The sequence below is a fragment of the Mycobacterium sp. genome, assembly GCF_019243155.1.
In the GTDB taxonomy this organism is placed as follows: Bacteria; Actinomycetota; Actinomycetes; order Mycobacteriales; family Mycobacteriaceae; genus Mycobacterium.
This window is the reverse complement of record NZ_JAFAUS010000139.1, coordinates 1-18396: the sequence shown is the minus strand read 5'-3', so window position 1 is coordinate 18396 and position 18396 is coordinate 1. Positions and strand designations below refer to the sequence as shown.

Here is an 18396-nt window from a genome sequence, read left to right as displayed (position 1 = left end):
GCCGGTCGCGTGGATGCCATTGCGGTAGAAGAGCCGGGCCGCCGCGCGCTCGATGCGCTCACGCGCTCCCCGCCCCCCGCTGCGGCGTTGGTCTGATGTGACGACGCCCATAGCATCCATAGTACACCGATCGGTTTACAAGCGGTGAAAGCGCCGCTAGGTTGGACCTGACAAGTAAACCGAACAGTTTTCTTGGGGGAAGGCTCGATCATGACGACTTCGCAAGACGCTCGCGCTGGTGCTGACACTGCGGGTGATACCGGATGGGGCGCCGAGCAATCGCGCGTCATCACCTGGCACGACCCGATGACGACCCAGGCGACGGTTGCGTCGATGTCCGGCCTCGCCTACTGGCAGGCGGTCGGCGAGGGGCGCTTTCCGCCACCACCGATCGCCGAGCTCGTCCGGATGAGTCTGGTCGACGTGGAGAGCGGGCGCATCGCTTTCACCTGCACACCGGACGGTTCCATGTACAACCCGCTCGGTATGGTCCACGGCGGGTTGGCGTGCACTCTGCTCGACACGGCGACCGGCTGCGCGTTGCACACCACGCTGCCCGAAGGCGTCGGCTACACCTCGATCGAAATCAAGGTGAATTACCTCAAAGCCATCACGGCGGCCAGCGCACCACTGACCGCGGTAGGCACCGTCGTCAAGGCGGGGTCTCGCGTCGGATTCGCCGAAGCGTCGTTGACGGACGCGTCGGGCGCGCTGGTGGCGACCGCGACGAGCACGCTGCTGGTCTTCAAATTGCCCGATACCGCAAAGCATTCCACGACCAACGGCAACCATTAGTGAAAGGGATTGTCCTGCTATGTCATCCGTTTTGATCACCGGAGCCAACCGCGGCATTGGCCGCGCAATCGCAACCGAGTTCGCGCAGCGGGGACATCGCGTCGTTGCCACCGCTCGCGATCCGCGCACGCTGGCCGACTTGGACGTCAGTCAGCGGCTGGCCCTGGACGTCACCGACGACGCCAGCGTCACCGCGGCCGTCGAAGCCGCTGGCGACATCGACATCTTGATCAACAACGCCGGAGTCATCTTCTACGCCGCTGTCGAAGCCATACCGCTCGCCGAGCTGCAGCGGATATTCAACCTCAATACCTTTGGCGCCCTGCGTGTTGCGCAAGCGGTGCTCCCACGGATGCGCACCCGCGGCCAGGGGAAGCTGATGTTCATGTCCAGCGTGGTCGGTCGCATTGTGCTGCCGCCGGGTGCGGCCTACGCGTCTACGAAGTGGGCACTCGAGGCCCTCATCGAAGCCCTTGCCATCGAGGCGGCGCCGTTTGGCATCCAGGCGGCCCTGCTCGAGCCCGGCGCCGTCAGCTCCGGGGCCCTCGACAACGTGACCACCTACACGCTGCCCGACGATCCGTACACCGAGATTCTGAAGGGCGGCGGGCCGCGCGAAGGGATGATCACCCCCCAACAGGTCGCCGCGGAAGTCGCCGACGCCGCGGAGAAGCCGCAACTGCCACTGCGGGTTCCTATCGGTGATGCCTCGCGGACACTGCTGTCGGCCCGCAAGACGGCCCCGGACGATGTGCCATTCGTCCCGGCCAACTACTTCAGCTAGGCGTGCCGGGCCGCCTCTTGGGCGAGTTGCACCCGAGACGTCAAGCCCAGTTTGCTGTAGACATGGGTGAGGTGGGTCTGAACCGTGCGCGGGGAGACGAAAAGCCTTGTGGCGATGTCATTGTTGGCCAGCCCCTCACTGACCAGGCGTACGACGTCGCGCTCCGCGGGCGTGAGCGAGGCCCAGCCGCTGCTGGGTCGTTTGCGTTCGCCGCGGCCACGCCGCGCGTAGGCAATGGCTTCCTCCGTGGACAGCGCGGCACCCTCGCTCCACGCCGCTTCAAAGTCGTTGTCGCCCATGGCATATAGGACCGCGGCCGCCGATGCTTCGTAGTCGGCATCCCAGATCTTGAAGCGCACCAAGCCCATGCGCTGCCGGATTGCCTGCGCTGCGCCGAGCAGTCGCGCCGCTTCGCGGTGGTTGCCGGCCTCGTCGGCGACAGCGGCGAGGCATTCGAGAACGTCGGGGACGCGGAGGTACGCACCGGTAGTCGCGGCGAGCGCGAGAGCGTCGTGGGTGTCGGACGCGGCCCTGTCGGGCTGATGCTGTGCGATCGCCACGCGGGCGCGCATCAACAGCGCCGCCGTCAGGAAACCGCCCCAGGATGTTGACACTGCCATGTCGGCCCAGCGGCGGGCCGTGACCAGATCCCCGCCCGCCAGCGCGGCCGCAGCACTGTACGTCCGCTGCATGGCCGCCATCTGCGGCAGGGTAGTCATGTGCGGCCAGGCCTCGGCCGCGTCCTGCAGCGCCGCAGCGTCGCCGCCCGCCATGGCCGAGAAACTCAGTGCCGCGTAACCGTAGGCTGCGTAGGCCCCTCCAACCTCGGCGGCAGCGTTGATGGCCGCCTCTGCGGCGGCTCGGGCCGCGGTCGCCTCACCTTGCAACGCCAGTACGACGCCCTGGCCCCCGACGCATTGCAACTCCATGATCGCGTCGTTAGCGGCTAGAGCGTCGGACAGCAGGTCGGCGAGATATGCTGCTGCGTTGGCGAGTTCGCCCCGGTGTATGTGTGACCAAGCGAGACAGTAGCGGCATATGCGCGAGTTGTACCGGTCGCCGATGAGGTCGGCGACGTCGCGTCCTTCTTCGGCGGGCGCGCGCGTCGCGAATGGATCAGCGGCGTGGTTCGCTGCGCGTGCCTGCCCGGCGAGGATCTGGCTAAGCCGCCACCGGTCGTCCAACTCCCGGGCCAGGCCGGCCGCCTCGTCGAAGTATGGTCCGGCCGCTTCAGCGCTAATCGCAGCGACAAGCCCGCAGGCAGTCAGTGCCCGCACCAGCAGCGCCGGGTCCTCGACCTCGCGCGCGATCTTCAGGGCCTGCTGAGACTGAACCAGACTGTCGGCGTCGCCCAACCAGATGCCGAGCGCGGCCCTGTCGGCGAGCGCCCGCGCCTGCACCGCGGGCGCTGGCTCAGCCCCGTGTGTACCGAGTCCGGCCAGCGCGGCGTCGAACCAGGCCAGTCCCTCCCTGATGCGGCCTCGCGCTTGCCACAGCGCTTGGAGCGACGATGCCAAGACCAACGCCACCTCGACGTCCGAATTTTCCTGGCTCCACCCGAAAGCGGCGCGAAGATTGTCGATCTCGTCCTCGGCTTGCTGCAGGCGCTGTTCGTGATCCTGGCCCGACGGGACGTCGAGCGTGGCAGCCATCGACGTGAAGTGGTCACGGTGCCGAATGCGCACGGCGACGGCTTCGCCGGACTCGACGAGTTTTTCCTGGGCGTATTGACGCACGGTTTCGAGTAGCCGGAATCGCTTGCGGCCTTTGATGTTTTCGGCGGTGACCAATGACTTGTCAACGAGCAGGGTGAGTTGATCGAGAACCTGGTAACGGGCAAGGCCGTCAACCCCTGAAACCGCCTCGGCCGCATTGAGGTCGAATCCGCCATAAAAAACAGCCAACCGGCGAAACAGGAGGCGTTCGGTTTCGGTCAGCAGTGCGTGCGACCAGTCCACCGACGCACGCAGCGTCTGTTGGCGGCGCACGGCGGTGCGCGCACCCCCAGTCAACAATCGGAATCGGTCATGCAAACTGTCGAGAATCTCGGCCGGCGACAGCGCCCGCACCCGTGCGGCCGCCAACTCGATTGCCAGCGGCATCCCATCCAATCGCTGGCAGACCTCCACGACGGTAGCGGCATTCTCGTCTGTGATCGCAAAGTCGACCTGGGCCAGCCGGGCTCGGTCAGCGAACAACTCGATCGCTTCGTCCGCCAAGGACAGCGACGGCACCCGCCATGTCACCTCACCCGTAGCGCCGATCGGTTCACGACTCGTCGCCAGCAGCGTCAGCCCAGGCGACCCGCTCAAAAGGGACACAACCAGTTCAGCGCACGCATCCAGCAGGTGCTCGCAATTGTCCAGTACCACCAATAGGTGACGGTCGCGCACAAACCGCAGGAGGGTCTCCATCGTCGAGCGGCCGGGCTCATCGGGCAGACCCAGCGCGCGCGCCACTGCCATTACCACGAGGTCGGGATCGGTGATAGGAGCCAAATCCACATACCAAACGCCGTCGTCATAATTACCGGTCACCTGGTTGGCGACTTGGACCGCCAGTCGCGTCTTGCCCGATCCGCCGGCTCCGGTCAAGCTCACCAATCGGTTTTCCGTCAGCAGCTTGGCCACCTCGGCGAGCTGCACACCACGCCCTACAAAGCTCGTAAGATGCGACGGAAGATTATGTGCGGCAATATCTTTCGCAGTGCGTAACGGCGGGAATTCGTTGCGCAGATCCGGATGGCACAGTTGCACAACCCGTTCAGGCCGGGCGACACCCCGCAGCTCGTACGTGCCTAGGTCTGTCAGCCACGCATCGGCCGGCAGCGAGTCGACAATCAGCGCCTCGGTGACGCCGGAAACCACCGTCTGGCCGCCGTGGCCCAGATTGCGCAGGCGCGCGGCGCGATTGATGGTGGAACCAATGTAGTTGCCCTCGCCGCGCAATTGAACCTCGCCGGTGTGGACACCGATCCGCAGGCGAATCGGCGCCAACGGTGCACGCTGCAGTCCGAGCGCACACGCAATGGCATCACTTGCCCGCGCGAACGCGATGACAAAACTGTCGCCTTCGCCCTGCTCGACCGGGCGTACCCCACCGTGCGCGACCACCAGGTCCGACAGCGCCTGATCAAGCCTGGCGAAGGCCGCGGTCATCTGCTCGGGCTGGGTCTCCCAAAGCCCGGTGGAGTCCTCCACATCCGCCAACAGCAGTGTCACCGTGCCCGTCGGCAATAGCCCGCTCACGCCAAAGTCGCTCCAGTCCACCAGGGGCGCGTCCAGTTGCGGATCATCAATCTCGCTCATGCTAGCCAGAATGGCCCGGTCAGCGCGGTAAAACATCGGCACAAATGCGCAGATTGGGCACTATCGACGCGCACCTGCGCGGGCAATCCGTGAAGATTTAGCGCGCAGGTGTGAAGGCTTCGTTAAGAACGTGGCCGACTACGGCGTCGACCAGCACCGTATAGGTATGACGCTGTTCGAGCTGCTTCCGTCGCTGCGGCATGGGTTGAACCCCCATCTCGATCGCGCGATCTGGCCGCTCAGCGCCTACGTCGACGAGCGCGGCCGGCTGTGCGTCGGCGCGGTCGCCGCCAACTCGATCGCCGAACAATTCGGCACTCCCACGTATGTGGTCGACGAGCAGGATTTCCGGGCCCGCATCCGCTGTTATCGCGCCACGCTTCCCGACGCCGAGCTGATCTACGCAGGCAGAACGCTACTGAGCGTCGATGTCGCCCGCTGGGCCGCGGCCGAGGGTGTCGGCGTGGATGTCTGCTCGGGCGGCGAGCTGGCCATCGCCCTGGCCGGGGACGTCCCGCCGTCGCAGCTCGTCCTGCACGGCGACGCGAAGACACCCGATGAGCTGCACGACGCGGTGGCCGCCGGTGTCGGACGCATCGTGATCGACTCGCCCAGCGAGATCGCGCTGCTCGCCGGCTGGCGGCGTCACCAACGCGTACTCATCCGGGTCATCCCAGACATTCCCGGCGCGGACCTCGAACAGAAATTCGGTTTTGCGCTGACGGGCGGCCAGGCGGCCGGTGCGGTCATGCGCGTCCTCGGGCAGCCGAGGTTGGAGCCGGTCGGGTTGCACTGCCAATTGGGCTCACAGCTCACCGACCCCGGCCTGTATGGCGCGGCGATCCGGCAGATGGTCGCCGCGATGGCCGAAGTCCGCGACCGCCACCAGGTCGTGCTCACCGAGCTCAGTCTCGGCGGCGGCCACGCGGTCCCGTACCTTTCCGGAGCTCCGCAACTCGACCTGCGGGCGCTCGCCACCGTCATCGACTCCGCGTTGGAATCCGCCTGTGCCGAACACGCATTCCCCCGACCCAAGATCGTGATCGAGCCGGGCCGGGCGATCGCAGCCCGCGCGGGGATCACGCTGTGCAGGGTGATCACCGTCAAACGCCAGCCCGGCGGGCGCACCTTTGTGGCGGTGGACGGCGGTATCACCGACAACACGCGACTCGCTCTGCACGGCACCAAATACACCGTGGCATTGGCCAATCGGCACCGGCCGACAGTGACCGCGCCCGTCACCGTAGTGGGCCTGCACTGCGAGACGGAAGACGAGATCGCCCGCGACGTCGAACTGCCCGCCGACATCCGGCCCGGGGATCTGTTGGCTATCGCCTGCACCGGCGCCTACCACCACTCGATGGGATCGAGTCGCAATGTGGTTGGCCGCCCGCCTCTGGTCGGGGTGGCCGGCGGGCATTCCCGCGAGCTGGTCCGCCGCGAAACCATCGCGGACTTACTAGCGCGGGACTGCAGCTGGCCGGGAATGAATTGGGCGGCGAATGACGCTGTCTAACACAGCTGTTCCCTACAGCGCCAATGGCCGAATGGAAGTGGGGGCACGAATGCTGCCTGTCACGGCTGTATACGCCGCCTTGCTGTTCGTAGTCTCGGTCACCCTGACGGTGTTGGGTCCACACACGCGCGACCTCGTCGTCAGTCAGATGAGCACGAACTTGCACAATTTGGCGCACGGGCACTGGCACACCTTGGTGGGGAGCGCGTTCGTCAACGACGGCGGTGAAATCTATTTCTGGCTGCCGGGATTGGTGTGCCTGCTGGCGCTCGGTGAACTCATCTGGCGTAGCAAGGGTCTGCTCGTCACATTCGCAGTCGGTCACGTCGGTGCCACATTGATCGTCGCCGAAGGGCTGGTCGCCGCGGTCAAGACTGGATGGCTGCCGCTCTCGGTCGCACGGGCCAGCGACGTGGGCACCAGCTACGGCGCGGTCTGCGTTCTCGGCGCCCTGACTGCGTCGATCCCCCTGCGTTGGCGGCACGCCTGGATGGGTTGGTGGCTGGGGACAGCAGCCATCGCCACGGTGGGATCGGACTTCACCGCCGTCGGCCATGTCGTCGCGCTGCTGCTCGGCCTCGGCCTGTCGTTTCGACTGGGTTCGATAACGCGTTGGACGTCAACACATGTGGCTTTGCTCGTGGTCGGTGCTACGTTCGGCTGGTTTATGCTGTCCGGGTCGTCGTTGCTGGCAGTGTCCGGCGGATTGACGGGTGCGTTACTGGCGTTCGGAGCCAGTCGGTACGGCACCCGGATACCGGCCAATGTCGAGGTGCCGCAATTGGCCCTCGCCCGTTAACCCGTGAGCGTTTCGATCTGATAGTGGCTGGCGGTCCACGGCGGTGAATCAGCCACTGGCGTCAGCGTTATGGTTATCTGGGCTTTGCCCGCGGTGACGGACTCCGGCAGCAGAAAGGTGTCGTCGAGCCAGCGGTGAACACCGTTGCTGCGTGATTGCAGCCAGTTCCCGGCGGGGATGCCGTCGACCGCAACGTCCGCCGACTGATAGCCGTTGACCTGATCCGACGTCCGGCGGATCAGAACCCCGCGGGTGTTCGGGTCGATGGCGACGTGAAAGCTGATCGCGGCCGGGGTGCTGCGGACCGACCCGACGACGGGATGGGTGTCGTCGTTGCCCTCGTATTCACTGACCAGGAGTTGGTCGGTGGCGGCAGCGTCGTTGTAGCCGTGCAGAATTCGGCTGGCCGGATCGGTCGGGTTGACGTCATCGCCCGACGCGATGGTGTCGTTCGGTTGTGTATAGAGGAATGCGGTCGAGCTGTAGTCGGGCAGGACCATGTTGCGCTTTCCGTGCTCGATACCGAACCGGACCGCGGAGTGGTAATCCATTGCGTCGGCGAGCATGAGCCGATACACGGCGACGCAGTAGTCGGCACACCCCCCGGTAGCCGTTCGCTGATCGGGTTGACCGTTGAGCGGATCGCTGAAGTGCTTGCCGTTCTTGAAATACCAACCGCCCTCGTAGAAGTCCTCGGTGCCGGTGCCATACCACTGGGGCGACGGGGACCCGTCCGTGTAGACCCGCTCGGCCCCCTCGAGAAAATACGGGGCGTCTTCACTGAACGACGTCCGAGTGCGCGCGCCGCGTATCGTGTGGCTGACGCCGACGAATTTGCCGTGGCCGCGCTCATCGGCGAACAACCAGTCTTGGCCGAAAGTCGTTGGCCCGGCATGCGAGAGTGCGGTGAAGTAGCCGGCGCGGCCACTGTCCAGTGCCGTTCCCCACTGTGGGTCCGGCGTGGTCACCACCTCGCCCTCGATCCCTGGCACCGGATTGCCGGTCGTATTGACGAGGGTGACGCGCGCGTTGCGCGCGAAGGGCATCGGCCACCACGTCGACAACGACAAAGCTCCATCGGGTTGCGGCACGGTGGCGAACATCAACGATCGCACGGTGTTGACGCCCAGTCCGGCCCCGAAGAATTCCCCGAGTGGGGAGTCGACCATGGTCCGGCCGTCGAATTCGATCTGCAACCGCAATCCGGCCAGCAGTTGATCAGCCGGCTCGGGAAGCCGCAGGTTCATTGACGAAATACTGCCCGAGCCAATCGATTCCGCGACTGTCTGTCCACCGTTGGCGGGGAGATCGACCACCCGGTTGCTGTGCGCGGCCGCGGGTGCCGCCGGTTTGGGATCGATGGTGCCGGCGTCGCGGAGCATTCCGAGCACGTCGAGCGCCGGGTCGGCCGGCGAGAACGTGGCGATTCCGTCCGCGCTCGGAAACTGGCGATAGTCGACGTGGTAGTACTCCAAATTCGTTGCGACGCTGATACGCATCGAATGTCGGTACGGCATGGGCACTTTGATGTAAACCCCGCCCGGTGACTGCGCGGCGTCGGCCACCAGTGGCCACACGAAGGGCGCTCCCAGCCCACCGTCGACCACGGATTGCAACGGCGCGTCGATCACGGTCTGTCCGTCCAGCTCGACGCGGATGTTTCCAAGCCCACGCACATTGCCGCCGTCGCGGGTGAACCAGATCGAATCGACTTCTCCGGCACCGTGATCCTCGGCGATGACACAGCCGGCGCCACCGGGTGCCAAACACCCACCGCTGCCGTTCTTGTTCCCCGTCGAGATATCGAAGTCCCCACCGCTTCGCTGGAAGCTCGACACCTGGAGGGCCTGCGTATCGGCGCGCAGGTACGGCAGCTGATCCAGTCGCCGGTAGGTGTCCCAGCCCACCATCCTGTCGCCGAGTCCCGCGGCGGTCGGCTCGCCGGGTGCCGTGGGCGCAAAGCCGATACCCGCAATTCCCCACAGCAGCAACGCGAACGCCGCGCTCAGCGCGCGCACCACGGATCAATCTCTCCGGGTGGGTCGGCTACGTCGTGACGCTGTGATAAACCCGGTTCCCACCGCTTCGCTTGGCGGCGTACATGGCACGGTCAGCAATTGTGATGAGCTCCTCGAGAAGTCCGGTACCGGGAGTTCCGCTCAGCAGGTGCAGCTCGGCGATGGCGGTGCCGATGCTGGCCGTCAAGTTTAGGGAAAGCGTGCCGATGGCGGTGCACAACTGGGCGGCCAGCGCCTTCACGTCGGAGGCCATGCAGGTCAGCGCGATCAGGAATTCCTCCCCACCGGCGCGGCAGAGGATGGCGTCCGCGGGCGCGTGCTCCCGCAGCAGTTCGGCCACCGCCCGCAGCGCATGGTCACCGGCGGGATGGCCGTGGGTGTCGTTGATGCGTTTGAAGTTGTCGATGTCAACCATCACGACCGCGAGGTGGGTGTGCGGCCGGATCGGATCCGCCAGGCGATATCTCACCGTCTCGGAGAATGCGCGTCGGTTCAGCAGACCTGTGAGCGAATCCTCCTCGGAACGCTCGGCATACGTTCGCATCGCGCGCGACATGCCGCAGACCCCGGACGAGACCGACACGTTCAAAAAGCTGATCAACCAGAACGTGGCTGCCGCCGCCGTGACGTCGGACTCGTGGGCCAGCCGCAGCACCGCCAACCCGGTGATGACGAAAGCCAACGCATTGTTGAACAGCAAGAGTCTCGGGTTGTGGAATATCGCGATGTAACCGCCCGTGACAACCATCGGCGTACACGCCAAAGCGTCCAGGGCGCCGGTGGCCTGAACCTGACTCCACGCCGCGATGCACGCCATGCCGACCGTCACGGCGACGGTTGACTGTCGACGGGTCGGCCAGCGTGTCAGCCAGAAAACGGTCATGCCCACGGTGAAAGCGACGGTGAAGCCGCCCGCCAGCACGGCGGCCGCGCTGGGGTGACGTTGGGTGGCCAAGACGGTCATCGGCACCAACGATGCCGAGGCGACGACGGTCATCATGATGCGCTGTGCAGCGCGCAGCCAGCCGCGCTGCCGCAGGAACTCGGTCATCCAGTCGAACTGGTCAGCCTGGGCGCACCATGCCCTCAGCTGTGACATCAGTCGGCAAACCTCTCGGAGGAGCGTCGCTGTGCACCGCGCGACGGATTGCTGAAGGATCTAGTCGGGCCCGATTTGTGTAGTACACCAGATTCGCCGGACAAGCCCGCAAACTTGCACTGGCATCCACCACCTCCGCGCCGCCGCGCCGAGACAGAGTGGCCGAAGGACTCGGCGGACGAGTGTTAAAAATGTTAGCCAAACTTCAACGCGGCTGCGGCCCGTTCTCCCTTTTCAGATCCGTATTGCGGCTCGGCTGCACGCGCTTGGGCTCGCCAGGCATCTTCGGATAGTTCGGCGGGTACGGCATGTCGCCGAGGCCACGCTCTGCGTCGGCCTCAGCCATCTTGAGCAGCACAGCGATCGACTGGGCGGCATCATCCATTGCGGCCCAGGGATCCTCACGGTCTCGTACCAGGTCGGGCACGGTCGCCATGGTGTAGTCGTCCGGCTGGGCACCGGCCAATTCGTCCCACGTCAGCGGGGTCGACACCGTCGCGATCGGCGTGCGCCGCACGGAATACGGGGAGGCCATCGTGCGGTCCCGGGCGTTCTGGTTGAAGTCGATGAAGATGCGCTCGCCCCGCTCTTCCTTCCACCACGATGTGGTGACGGCGTCGGGTGCGCGACGTTCCACCTCGCGGGCCAGCGCGATGCCCGCGCGGCGCACTTCAGTGAAATCCCAGTCGGAGGCGATCCGCAGGAAGACATGGATTCCGCGACCGCCGGAGGTCTTCGGGTATCCGATTAGACCGAGCTCATCGAGCAGCGGCCGCAGCACGTCCACCGCGACCGAACGCGCGTGCTCGAAGGCGACACCGGGCTGCGGATCCAGATCGATGCGCAGTTCGTCGGGATGGTCGGTGTCCGGGCAGCGCACCTGCCACGGGTGCAACGTGACCGTTCCCATCTGCGCCGCCCACACGATGGCCGCGGGGTGGGTCACCTTCAGCGCGTCCGCGGTTCGCCCCGATGGGAACGTCACCCGGCATGTCTCGAGGTAATCGGGGTGGTGCTGCGGGACCCGCTTCTGGTAAATCTCCTCGCCGTCGATGCCGTCCGGAAAGCGCTGCAGGTGCGTGGGCCGGTCGCGCAGCGCGTCGAGCATCGGACTTCCGGCTTGGACGGCCACGGCTCGGTAGTACTCGACGAGCTTGCCCTTGGTGCCTTGCGACCCCAGCTGGGGGAAATACACCTTGTCCGGGTTGGTCAGCCGCACCGCAATTCCGTCGACGTCGAGCTCTTCTGCAGCAGCCATACCAAAGATTCCAGCACAATCAGGCTATGGACCTCCCTGTGATGCCGCCGGTGTCGCCGATGTTGGCGAAGTCGGTGCGATCGATCCCCGCTGATGCGTCCTACGAGCCGAAGTGGGACGGCTTCAGATCCATCTGCTTTCGCGACGGCGACGATGTCGAGCTCGGCAGCCGCAACGAGCGGCCGATGACCCGGTACTTCCCCGAGCTGGTTGCCGCGGTCAAGGCCGAGCTGCCGGAGCGGTGCGTGATCGACGGGGAAATGGTCATCGCCACCGACCACGGCTTGGACTTCGAGGCGCTGCAACAACGCATCCACCCCGCCGACTCGCGGGTGCGCATGCTCGCCGAGAAAACGCCCGCGTCGTTCATCGCGTTCGACCTGCTCGCTCTCGGCGACGACGACTACACGCGGCGGCCGTTCACCGAGCGGCGTGCCGCACTTGTCGAGGCATTGGCCCCGTCGGCGGTCGGGTCGATCCACGTCACGCCGGCAACCACCGATCTCGACACCGCGCAGCGCTGGTTCGACGAATTCGAGGGGGCAGGGCTCGACGGCGTGATCGCCAAACCGCTGACAATCACGTACCAGCCGGACAAACGCGTCATGTTCAAGATCAAGCACGAGCGAACCGCCGACTGTGTGGTCGCCGGCTATCGGGTGCATAAATCGGGCGGCGACGCTGTCGGTTCGCTGCTGCTCGGGCTCTACCAGGACGATGGCCAGCTGGCATCGGTCGGCGTGATCGGCGCTTTCCCGATGGCCGAGCGCCGCCGCCTGTTCGTCGAGCTGCAACCGCTCGTCACCGACTTCGAGGGCCATCCGTGGAACTGGGCCGCGCACGAGGCCGGCGAACGCACACCGCGCAAAAACGAATTCTCCCGCTGGAACGCCGGGAAGGATCTGTCCTTCGTGCCGCTACGTCCCGAGCGGGTGGTCGAGGTCCGCTACGACAACATGGAAGGCCAGCGGTTCCGTCATACCGCGCAGTTCAATCGGTGGCGCCCGGACCGCGACCCACACTCATGCACGTATGAACAGCTCGAACAGCCCCTGACCTTCAGCCTCAACGACATCGTGCCGGGGCTGGGCGCGGGCTGAAAGTGGCGGCGGCTGATCGCTTTCCGAGACCGGCCCACATTACAGACACGGTGGAGGACCTTTGGTAAAGCGCATAATCCGGTCAGGTTCTTTCCACAGGTCGATCGTTTGAACTACCCAATATGCGGCGAACTCGCCAATCAGCGCCACCTCGGCCCAAAGGCCCCAATGGCCCTCCAAGCCTGTCGTTTGATGAACCCAGAGAATAACAAGTGACGTCGCCAGCATCAGCCAGGCAATCCCCCAGTAGATGCGCTTATAAGCGCGCTGATGCGCTGACTCCGACGGGTCCTCTTTCCCAACGACGTATGCGGTGCAGAACGTTGTGGCGACGAAGGCCGAGAGCATCAGTATCGCGGCTGCGCCGTGCGCACATTCCTTGAACTTGTCCGGAAAGAAGACGAGCGCAATCAGGCCGAGCACCATAATCAGCCAGAAAAACACGAGCGACGCTATTCCCCCCGGCCTTCGCATCCGTGGGGGGCGGCCGCGCATCCATTGGAGCAGCATCACCGACCAGATCACCACATAGCCCAGACCCAATGCGACAGCGACCGCCCAAACATTGGGCAGCATGGCGGCCTGGGCATGGCTATCGAAGTCGATCGGCAGATTAGCCGGCCCTTGGCACAGGTCCCCGGGTCGAGGCTGCGGCACTATCGCGGCGGTCAATGCGCTGACGCCGGCCAGAGTCAACAAGACATCCTCGGTGTCGGTGCTGCCCTTATAGATGATGAATAACGTGCCGAGCGCCAGGAGCGCGGCGATGACGAGGCTATGCGCGGAAGTGTAATAGTAAGTGCTGATGGCCGATTGCCAGCAGTTTGCGGATATCTTTTCGATGACCACGCCCGCACCGAGCATCACCATTAGTACGACCATGGCGACGCGTAAGTCGCGGTATATGGCGAGCGTCATGGGAGTCCGACGTGGGCCTTGGCTAGACATGTTTCGTACCACCTGTTTGTGGACAATGTCGGGCGATATGGCTGGCTGCACAGAATTTTAGGGATATTCGTCTAACGGCGCGCAGCTATGCGGTTTTCGATTTGAAGTCGCGCCGCAGCATTAAAAGGGCGGCGGCTGATTGCGTTCGGCGACGCGCGCGGCGTTCAGCGCGCGTTCGGCGTCGATGCGGCGAGCACGGTCCTGTTCGCGAGTGCGGCGACGTGTGGGCATCATGACGCCACGGTTGCCGGGGTTTGCGTATTGTTTTACCGGAGTTGGCAATTCGCCAGTCGGTAGACACAGAGCCGGAAAGAGCAGGCGGCTGCCCGGACGGGTGGTATAGGTGTGCCCGGTCGGCGACGTCCACACGATGGTGCCGTCAGACCACTGCTGGTCGCGCCAACCCGTCCAGAAGGTTTTCAAAAGGTGATGCTTCCTGCAAAGGCATTTCAGGTTCGACGCTTGAGTCGGTCCGTGCGGATACGGCACCGTGTGATCGATATCGGCGAACTCCGCGGGTCGATCGCAGTCGGGAAACCGGCACGTCATATCCCGGCATCGGATGAACCGCTCCAGCTCGGCCGACGGGCGGTAACCCGACTCGGGCGGCGCATCGGCGGGATGTCGCACCGGCCGGACTTTCGCGCCGGCGCGGGCCAGCTCGGCCACGAGGGCTGGCGGAATCACACAACCGCCGGGGACCACGGCGAGCGGCTTGCGCTCCGCCGTAGCGGTGGGCTTGGAGTCCGTGTTTACTGCCGACGCATCCGCAACTACGTGGATCACTACGCTGGCTGCCCGCTCGTCCGCGGCAGCACCGCCAGGACAGTCACCGTTCCCGCATCCGCACGCCAGCCAGTCCGCGCCGGCGCCCAGCGCACCCAAAGCATCGGCGCGACGCTGAGCAAGGGTGCGCGGATCGTCTTGGCACACTGCGTAAGCCATCTGCGACAGGCGCCGATCCAGCACCGCAGCGTCGGTCGCATAGAGCCGTCCCCACACGGCCGCTGTTCCCGACGTGTCGCCAGTCTGGTTAATGACGAATTCGCGACTGCGGGCATTGTCGCGGGCGCGCCGCAGCGCGCCGGGATCGTATTGGACCACCACTGCGTCAATGGCCTGGGCGGTCTTGGTAACCGACATCGGTCCGAAGTGCACCGCATCCTCCGCCAGCTTCGTGTCAACCAACCGCACCGTGTCGGGGTCTTTGATCAAGTCGGTGTGCCAGACGATGGCCGAAGCCAATCGGGCAGTGATGGTGCCTGCGGCGAACAGGGCCGCCACCTGGGGTAGCCGGTCACGCAGCGCAACGGCAAGATACATCTGCCCCGACGCCATGGCGTGGCTGATGCCCTGTGCCGCAGCGGTTTCGGCGGCCATGGCGTCCCAGTTGTCGCATGACCAATACGCACAGTCCGTCGGCCCATCGGCGTGGCGGCTTACGTACTCGCCGATCGCGGCCAGTCGCCTTGCCGCGGTCGCGGCCTCCACTCGCGCGCACTCGGCAATCGCGGACACAACCGTCGCGTCATCCGCCTGCCGCCACTCTTGATCGAACATACATTCGATACTAGCTACCACCCCTGACATCGGCACCGACGAAAAGCCAGCCTGTGGAGGAACTTCCGAACGCGGCCGACCCCGAGCGACTATCCTTCTCCCATCGCGCCCTGCGTTTCGGGCAAGGTGGCTTTCATTACTGGCGGTGCTTCCGGCATCGGCGCCGCGCTGGCCACAAACTGGCCGACGGGGGTGCCGAGGTCTGGATTGCGGACCGCCAAGTCGAGGCGGCACAGCAGCTCGCGCAACGCTTCACCGCCGATGGCACCCGAGAAGTTCGCCGAGCGTGCGCTTCGAGCGGTGTTGCGTGGGGATGCCATCATCATCGCGCCGACTTGGTGGAGGTCGCTGTGGTTGCTGGACCGCCTCGCACCGAACTTGTCGATGCGGATCGGGAAGCTGTCGCTTAAGCGTATACGCGAAATGAGCTCCACTGCAACGTGATCCGGTAGCGGTTGATCAGACCGCGACGGTGAGCTCGGACAGTCCGCGCAGAGTGACGTTGGTCTTGTATTGCGGCTCGCTGTCCAGCCGTGCGTGTTGGAAGCGTGCCGTTATCGCCGACAGGGCCACGCCGGCTTCCAACCGGGCCAACGGAGCGCCAAGGCAGTAATGCGCACCGCGACCAAACCCTAGATGCCGTAGAGCTTTTCGGTCAGGGTCGAACGTGTCGGGCGAGTCGAACTCGGCGGGGTCCCGTTGGGCGGCGGCCGTCAGCAACATCATGATGTCGCCCGCGGGTATCTCGATCTCACCGATCGTCATGTCGGCACCGGCGGTGCGGGCGATCATCTGCACCGGCGGGTCGTAGCGCAGAATTTCCTCGATGACCGCCGGGGCGCGGCCGGCATCGGCGCCCAACGCGGCCCACTGCGACGGCGAGCGCAGCATCGCGAGGATGGCGTTGCCGATCAAGTTCACCGTCGTCTCGTGTCCGGCCACCAGCAGCAGCACGCAGGTGGAGACGATCTCCTCCTCGCTGAGTTGGTCGCCGGACTCCTCCACCGCGACCAACCCGGACAACAGGTCATCACCCAGTTGCGACCGCCGCATGTCGATCAGTCCGTGCAGGTAAGTGCGCAACCACATTCCGGCATCCATCCGCTCCTTCAGGTTGTCCGACGGCGTGCCGGTGAATGCCACGAACGGGTCCAGGGACTGCGCCAGCAGCTCGGACACGTGACTGAACTGCGGCTCGTCCTCGTAGGGGACACCCAGCAGCCGGCAGATGACCGTTACCGGCAACGGGTAGGCGAAGTCTTTGACGACGTCGAACCGCCCTTTCTCGGCGATCTGATCGATCAATCGGTCCACCAGCGCGGTGATTTCGGGCTGCAGCGCATTGACCACCTTCGGCGCGAACGCCTTGCTGACCAACTTGCGCAGCCGGGTGTGGTCGGGCGGATCCTGGAACAGGAACCCCGGTGGAGTCTGGGGCGGCACCTGGGCGCCGGCCTCGATCAACTCTCGGGTCTGTGCCTCGATCTGGCGCTGCGCGGCCGTCGACTTGAGCCTGTCGTTGCTCGACGACGGGTGCCGCAAGACCTCGTCGCAGTCGCGGTAGGTGGAGAAGACCGCGAGGTTGCCGTCGGCCAACTGGAATGAGCCGCCTTCGCGAAATTGCGCAAAGAGTGGGTAAGGGTCGGCGCGGAAAGCGGGGTCCAGCAACTGCAGCAGCAACCGTTGGGGTTCGACTTGCTCGGTGGGCGCGGTCGTCATGAGAGACATTGTGCCCGTCTTCAACTTCCCTCGGAGAACCCCGTCATGTCCGGCTGCGCCATCAGTTGGTCGAGAAAGGCGCGCTGACCCTTCAGCAGCTTGACACGGGCCCGCGCCACCGAGAACCAGCCGACGCGGTCCACCTCCGGGAACTCCCGTAGTGTCCCCGACCCCCTCGGCCATTCCAATTGGAAAGTGTTGCTGCGTGCGTCGGTGACGTCGAGGTCGCCGTGCACGGCGAAGGCGTGGACCACTTTTCCACTGGGTTGTTTCACCGGACCGAGATCAATCCGCGGCCCGTCCGGCACGGAAAGGCTTAGCTCCTCGGCGAATTCGCGTTGCGCCGCCGCCCAGGGATCCTCGTCCTCGGCGTACTCGCCTTTCGGGATGGACCACACCCCGTCGTCCTTGCGCGCCCAGAACGGCCCACCCGGATGTGCGATGAGGACTTCCACGACGCCGTGGCCGGTGCGGTACAACAGCACGCCCGCGCTGAGCTTCGGCATCGGAGCGTTCAGGCCCCGACGGCGCGTTCTAGGTCTTTGAGCGATGACTCGAGGTGGGCGAGCAGCCGTTGCATGTGCGGCACACTGCGCCGGCATCCGACCAGACCGAAGTCCAGATTGCCTGCGTTGGTGGCCAGCGTGATGTTCAGCGCCTGCCCGTCCAGCGCGATGGACATCGGGTAGTTGCCGTCCAGCCTGGCGCCGCCGTAGTAGATCGGCTGAGTGGGGCCCGGCACGTTGGAAATGATGATGTTGAACGGCGGGGAGGTCGACGACACCCAGCCTGGGATCGCCGCCAGAGCTATCGACGACGTATTGACGGCGGACAGTGCGAGCGCCTGAGATCGTGGCAGCTGCGAAAACACCTTCTTGTTGCCGCGCATCGAATCGCTGATGGTCTGCAGACGGTGCGCCGGATCGTCGGTGTCGGTGGCGAGGTTGCACAAGATGGCGCCGACGAGGTTTCCGCCGGCATCGGCCTCGGCATCCGTGCGCAGGCTCACCGGAACCATCGCGATCAGCGGCGCATCGGGCAGCGCGTTCTGCTCGAGCAGGTAGTACCGCAGGGCGCCCGAACACATCGCCAGGACAACGTCGTTCAAGGTCACACCCGCGGCCTTTTTGACGGTCTTGATGCGGTCCACCGACCACGATTGCGCGGCGCATCGGCGGGCCCCGCCAATCTTGACGTTCAACATCGTCCGCGGTGCACCGAAAGGCAGCGTCAGCTGCTGCTCGAACAGCGCCGCGCGTGCCACCGAAACCGTCGATGGGGCAAGTGCCGCAACGGATCCCGCCGTACGGATCAACGACCGCAACGGTGACGACGGGCTGCTCTTGCGCTTGGGCTTCTGCAGGCTCCAGGGCGCGCGAATCTCGGTGTCCTCCGGGTCGGTCGACATCGCGCGCTGCATCAGCTTCTGCGCGGAGACACCGTCGATCAGTGCATGGTGAACCTTGGTGTAGATGGCGAACCGACCATCTTT

At 65.2% G+C, this 18396-nt stretch carries 15 protein-coding genes and 1 pseudogene; 5 read left to right on the top strand and 11 right to left on the bottom strand.

Features of this window, described 5'->3' with window-relative positions; genetic code table 11:
• A pseudogene (locus tag JOZ00_RS06915) lies at positions 1-111 on the bottom strand (TetR/AcrR family transcriptional regulator); the annotation flags it as partial.
• Positions 112-210: 99 nt separating this feature from the next.
• Between JOZ00_RS06915 and JOZ00_RS06910 the strand changes: the two are divergent.
• Together JOZ00_RS06910 and JOZ00_RS06905 are read left to right on the top strand one after the other, a co-directional pair.
• Positions 211-795: a PaaI family thioesterase gene (locus tag JOZ00_RS06910; protein ID WP_293341593.1), complete on the top strand. Its 585-nt coding sequence runs from the start codon at positions 211-213 to the stop codon at positions 793-795.
• A gap of 19 nt (positions 796-814) precedes the next feature.
• A complete protein-coding gene (locus tag JOZ00_RS06905; RefSeq protein WP_293341590.1) occupies positions 815-1579 on the top strand; it encodes an SDR family oxidoreductase in 765 nt (254 codons plus the stop codon).
• Here the strand turns inward: JOZ00_RS06905 and JOZ00_RS06900 are convergent.
• A complete protein-coding gene (locus tag JOZ00_RS06900; protein WP_293341599.1) occupies positions 1576-4827 on the bottom strand; it encodes a LuxR family transcriptional regulator in 3252 nt (1083 codons plus the stop codon). The two genes, JOZ00_RS06905 and JOZ00_RS06900, sit on opposite strands and share 4 nt — an antisense overlap.
• A 226-nt stretch (positions 4828-5053) precedes the next feature.
• Between JOZ00_RS06900 and lysA the strand changes: the two genes are divergently transcribed.
• Together lysA and JOZ00_RS06890 are read left to right on the top strand one after the other, a co-directional pair.
• Entirely contained in the window at positions 5054-6403 is a 1350-nt protein-coding gene (gene lysA / locus JOZ00_RS06895; RefSeq protein WP_293341587.1) for a diaminopimelate decarboxylase, read from the top strand.
• On the top strand, positions 6390-7202 hold the full coding sequence (locus JOZ00_RS06890) for a rhomboid-like protein (protein WP_366022268.1): 813 nt from the start codon (positions 6390-6392) through the stop codon (positions 7200-7202). The genes lysA and JOZ00_RS06890 overlap by 14 nt, the downstream gene beginning before the upstream one ends.
• Here the strand turns inward: JOZ00_RS06890 and JOZ00_RS06885 are convergent.
• The 3 genes from JOZ00_RS06885 to ligD all read right to left on the bottom strand — a co-directional run bounded on the left by JOZ00_RS06885 (position 7199) and on the right by ligD (position 11577).
• Positions 7199-9178 carry a glycoside hydrolase family 172 protein gene (locus tag JOZ00_RS06885; protein WP_293341596.1) on the bottom strand — a complete coding sequence of 660 codons (1980 nt, stop codon included), beginning with the start codon at positions 9176-9178 and terminating at the stop codon, positions 7199-7201. The genes JOZ00_RS06890 and JOZ00_RS06885 overlap by 4 nt on opposite strands.
• Positions 9179-9248: 70 nt before the next feature.
• Positions 9249-10319 carry a GGDEF domain-containing protein gene (locus JOZ00_RS06880; protein WP_293341582.1) on the bottom strand — a complete coding sequence of 357 codons (1071 nt, stop codon included), beginning with the start codon at positions 10317-10319 and terminating at the stop codon, positions 9249-9251.
• 205 nt (positions 10320-10524) lie between these two features.
• Positions 10525-11577 (bottom strand): non-homologous end-joining DNA ligase, encoded by a 1053-nt coding sequence (ligD, locus tag JOZ00_RS06875; RefSeq protein WP_293341579.1) that lies wholly within the window; start codon positions 11575-11577, stop codon positions 10525-10527.
• Between the two features lie 26 nt (positions 11578-11603).
• Here ligD and JOZ00_RS06870 point away from each other — a divergent pair, with 26 nt between their 5' ends.
• On the top strand, positions 11604-12677 hold the full coding sequence (locus JOZ00_RS06870) for an ATP-dependent DNA ligase (protein ID WP_293341576.1): 1074 nt from the start codon (positions 11604-11606) through the stop codon (positions 12675-12677).
• Between the two features lie 39 nt (positions 12678-12716).
• On the opposite strand, the gene JOZ00_RS06865 is transcribed toward JOZ00_RS06870, so the two are convergent.
• The 6 genes from JOZ00_RS06865 to JOZ00_RS06840 form a co-directional block, all read right to left on the bottom strand.
• The gene (locus JOZ00_RS06865; RefSeq protein WP_293341573.1) at positions 12717-13547 is read right to left on the bottom strand and encodes a hypothetical protein; all 831 of its coding nucleotides are present in this window, start codon (positions 13545-13547) and stop codon (positions 12717-12719) included.
• Positions 13548-13745: 198 nt separating this feature from the next.
• Positions 13746-15185 carry an HNH endonuclease signature motif containing protein gene (locus JOZ00_RS06860; protein WP_293341570.1) on the bottom strand — a complete coding sequence of 480 codons (1440 nt, stop codon included), beginning with the start codon at positions 15183-15185 and terminating at the stop codon, positions 13746-13748.
• Positions 15186-15274: 89 nt separating this feature from the next.
• The gene (locus JOZ00_RS06855) at positions 15275-15619 is read right to left on the bottom strand and encodes a hypothetical protein (RefSeq protein ID WP_293341567.1); all 345 of its coding nucleotides are present in this window, start codon (positions 15617-15619) and stop codon (positions 15275-15277) included.
• A 25-nt stretch (positions 15620-15644) separates the two neighbouring features.
• Positions 15645-16904: a cytochrome P450 gene (locus tag JOZ00_RS06850; RefSeq protein WP_293341565.1), complete on the bottom strand. Its 1260-nt coding sequence runs from the start codon at positions 16902-16904 to the stop codon at positions 15645-15647.
• A 20-nt stretch (positions 16905-16924) separates the two neighbouring features.
• Complete coding sequence (locus JOZ00_RS06845; RefSeq protein WP_293341562.1) at positions 16925-17410, bottom strand: NUDIX domain-containing protein; 486 nt, start codon at positions 17408-17410, stop codon at positions 16925-16927.
• 8 nt (positions 17411-17418) lie between these two features.
• On the bottom strand, positions 17419-18396 hold a 978-nt coding region (locus JOZ00_RS06840; RefSeq protein WP_293341559.1), incomplete at its 5' end, for a wax ester/triacylglycerol synthase family O-acyltransferase.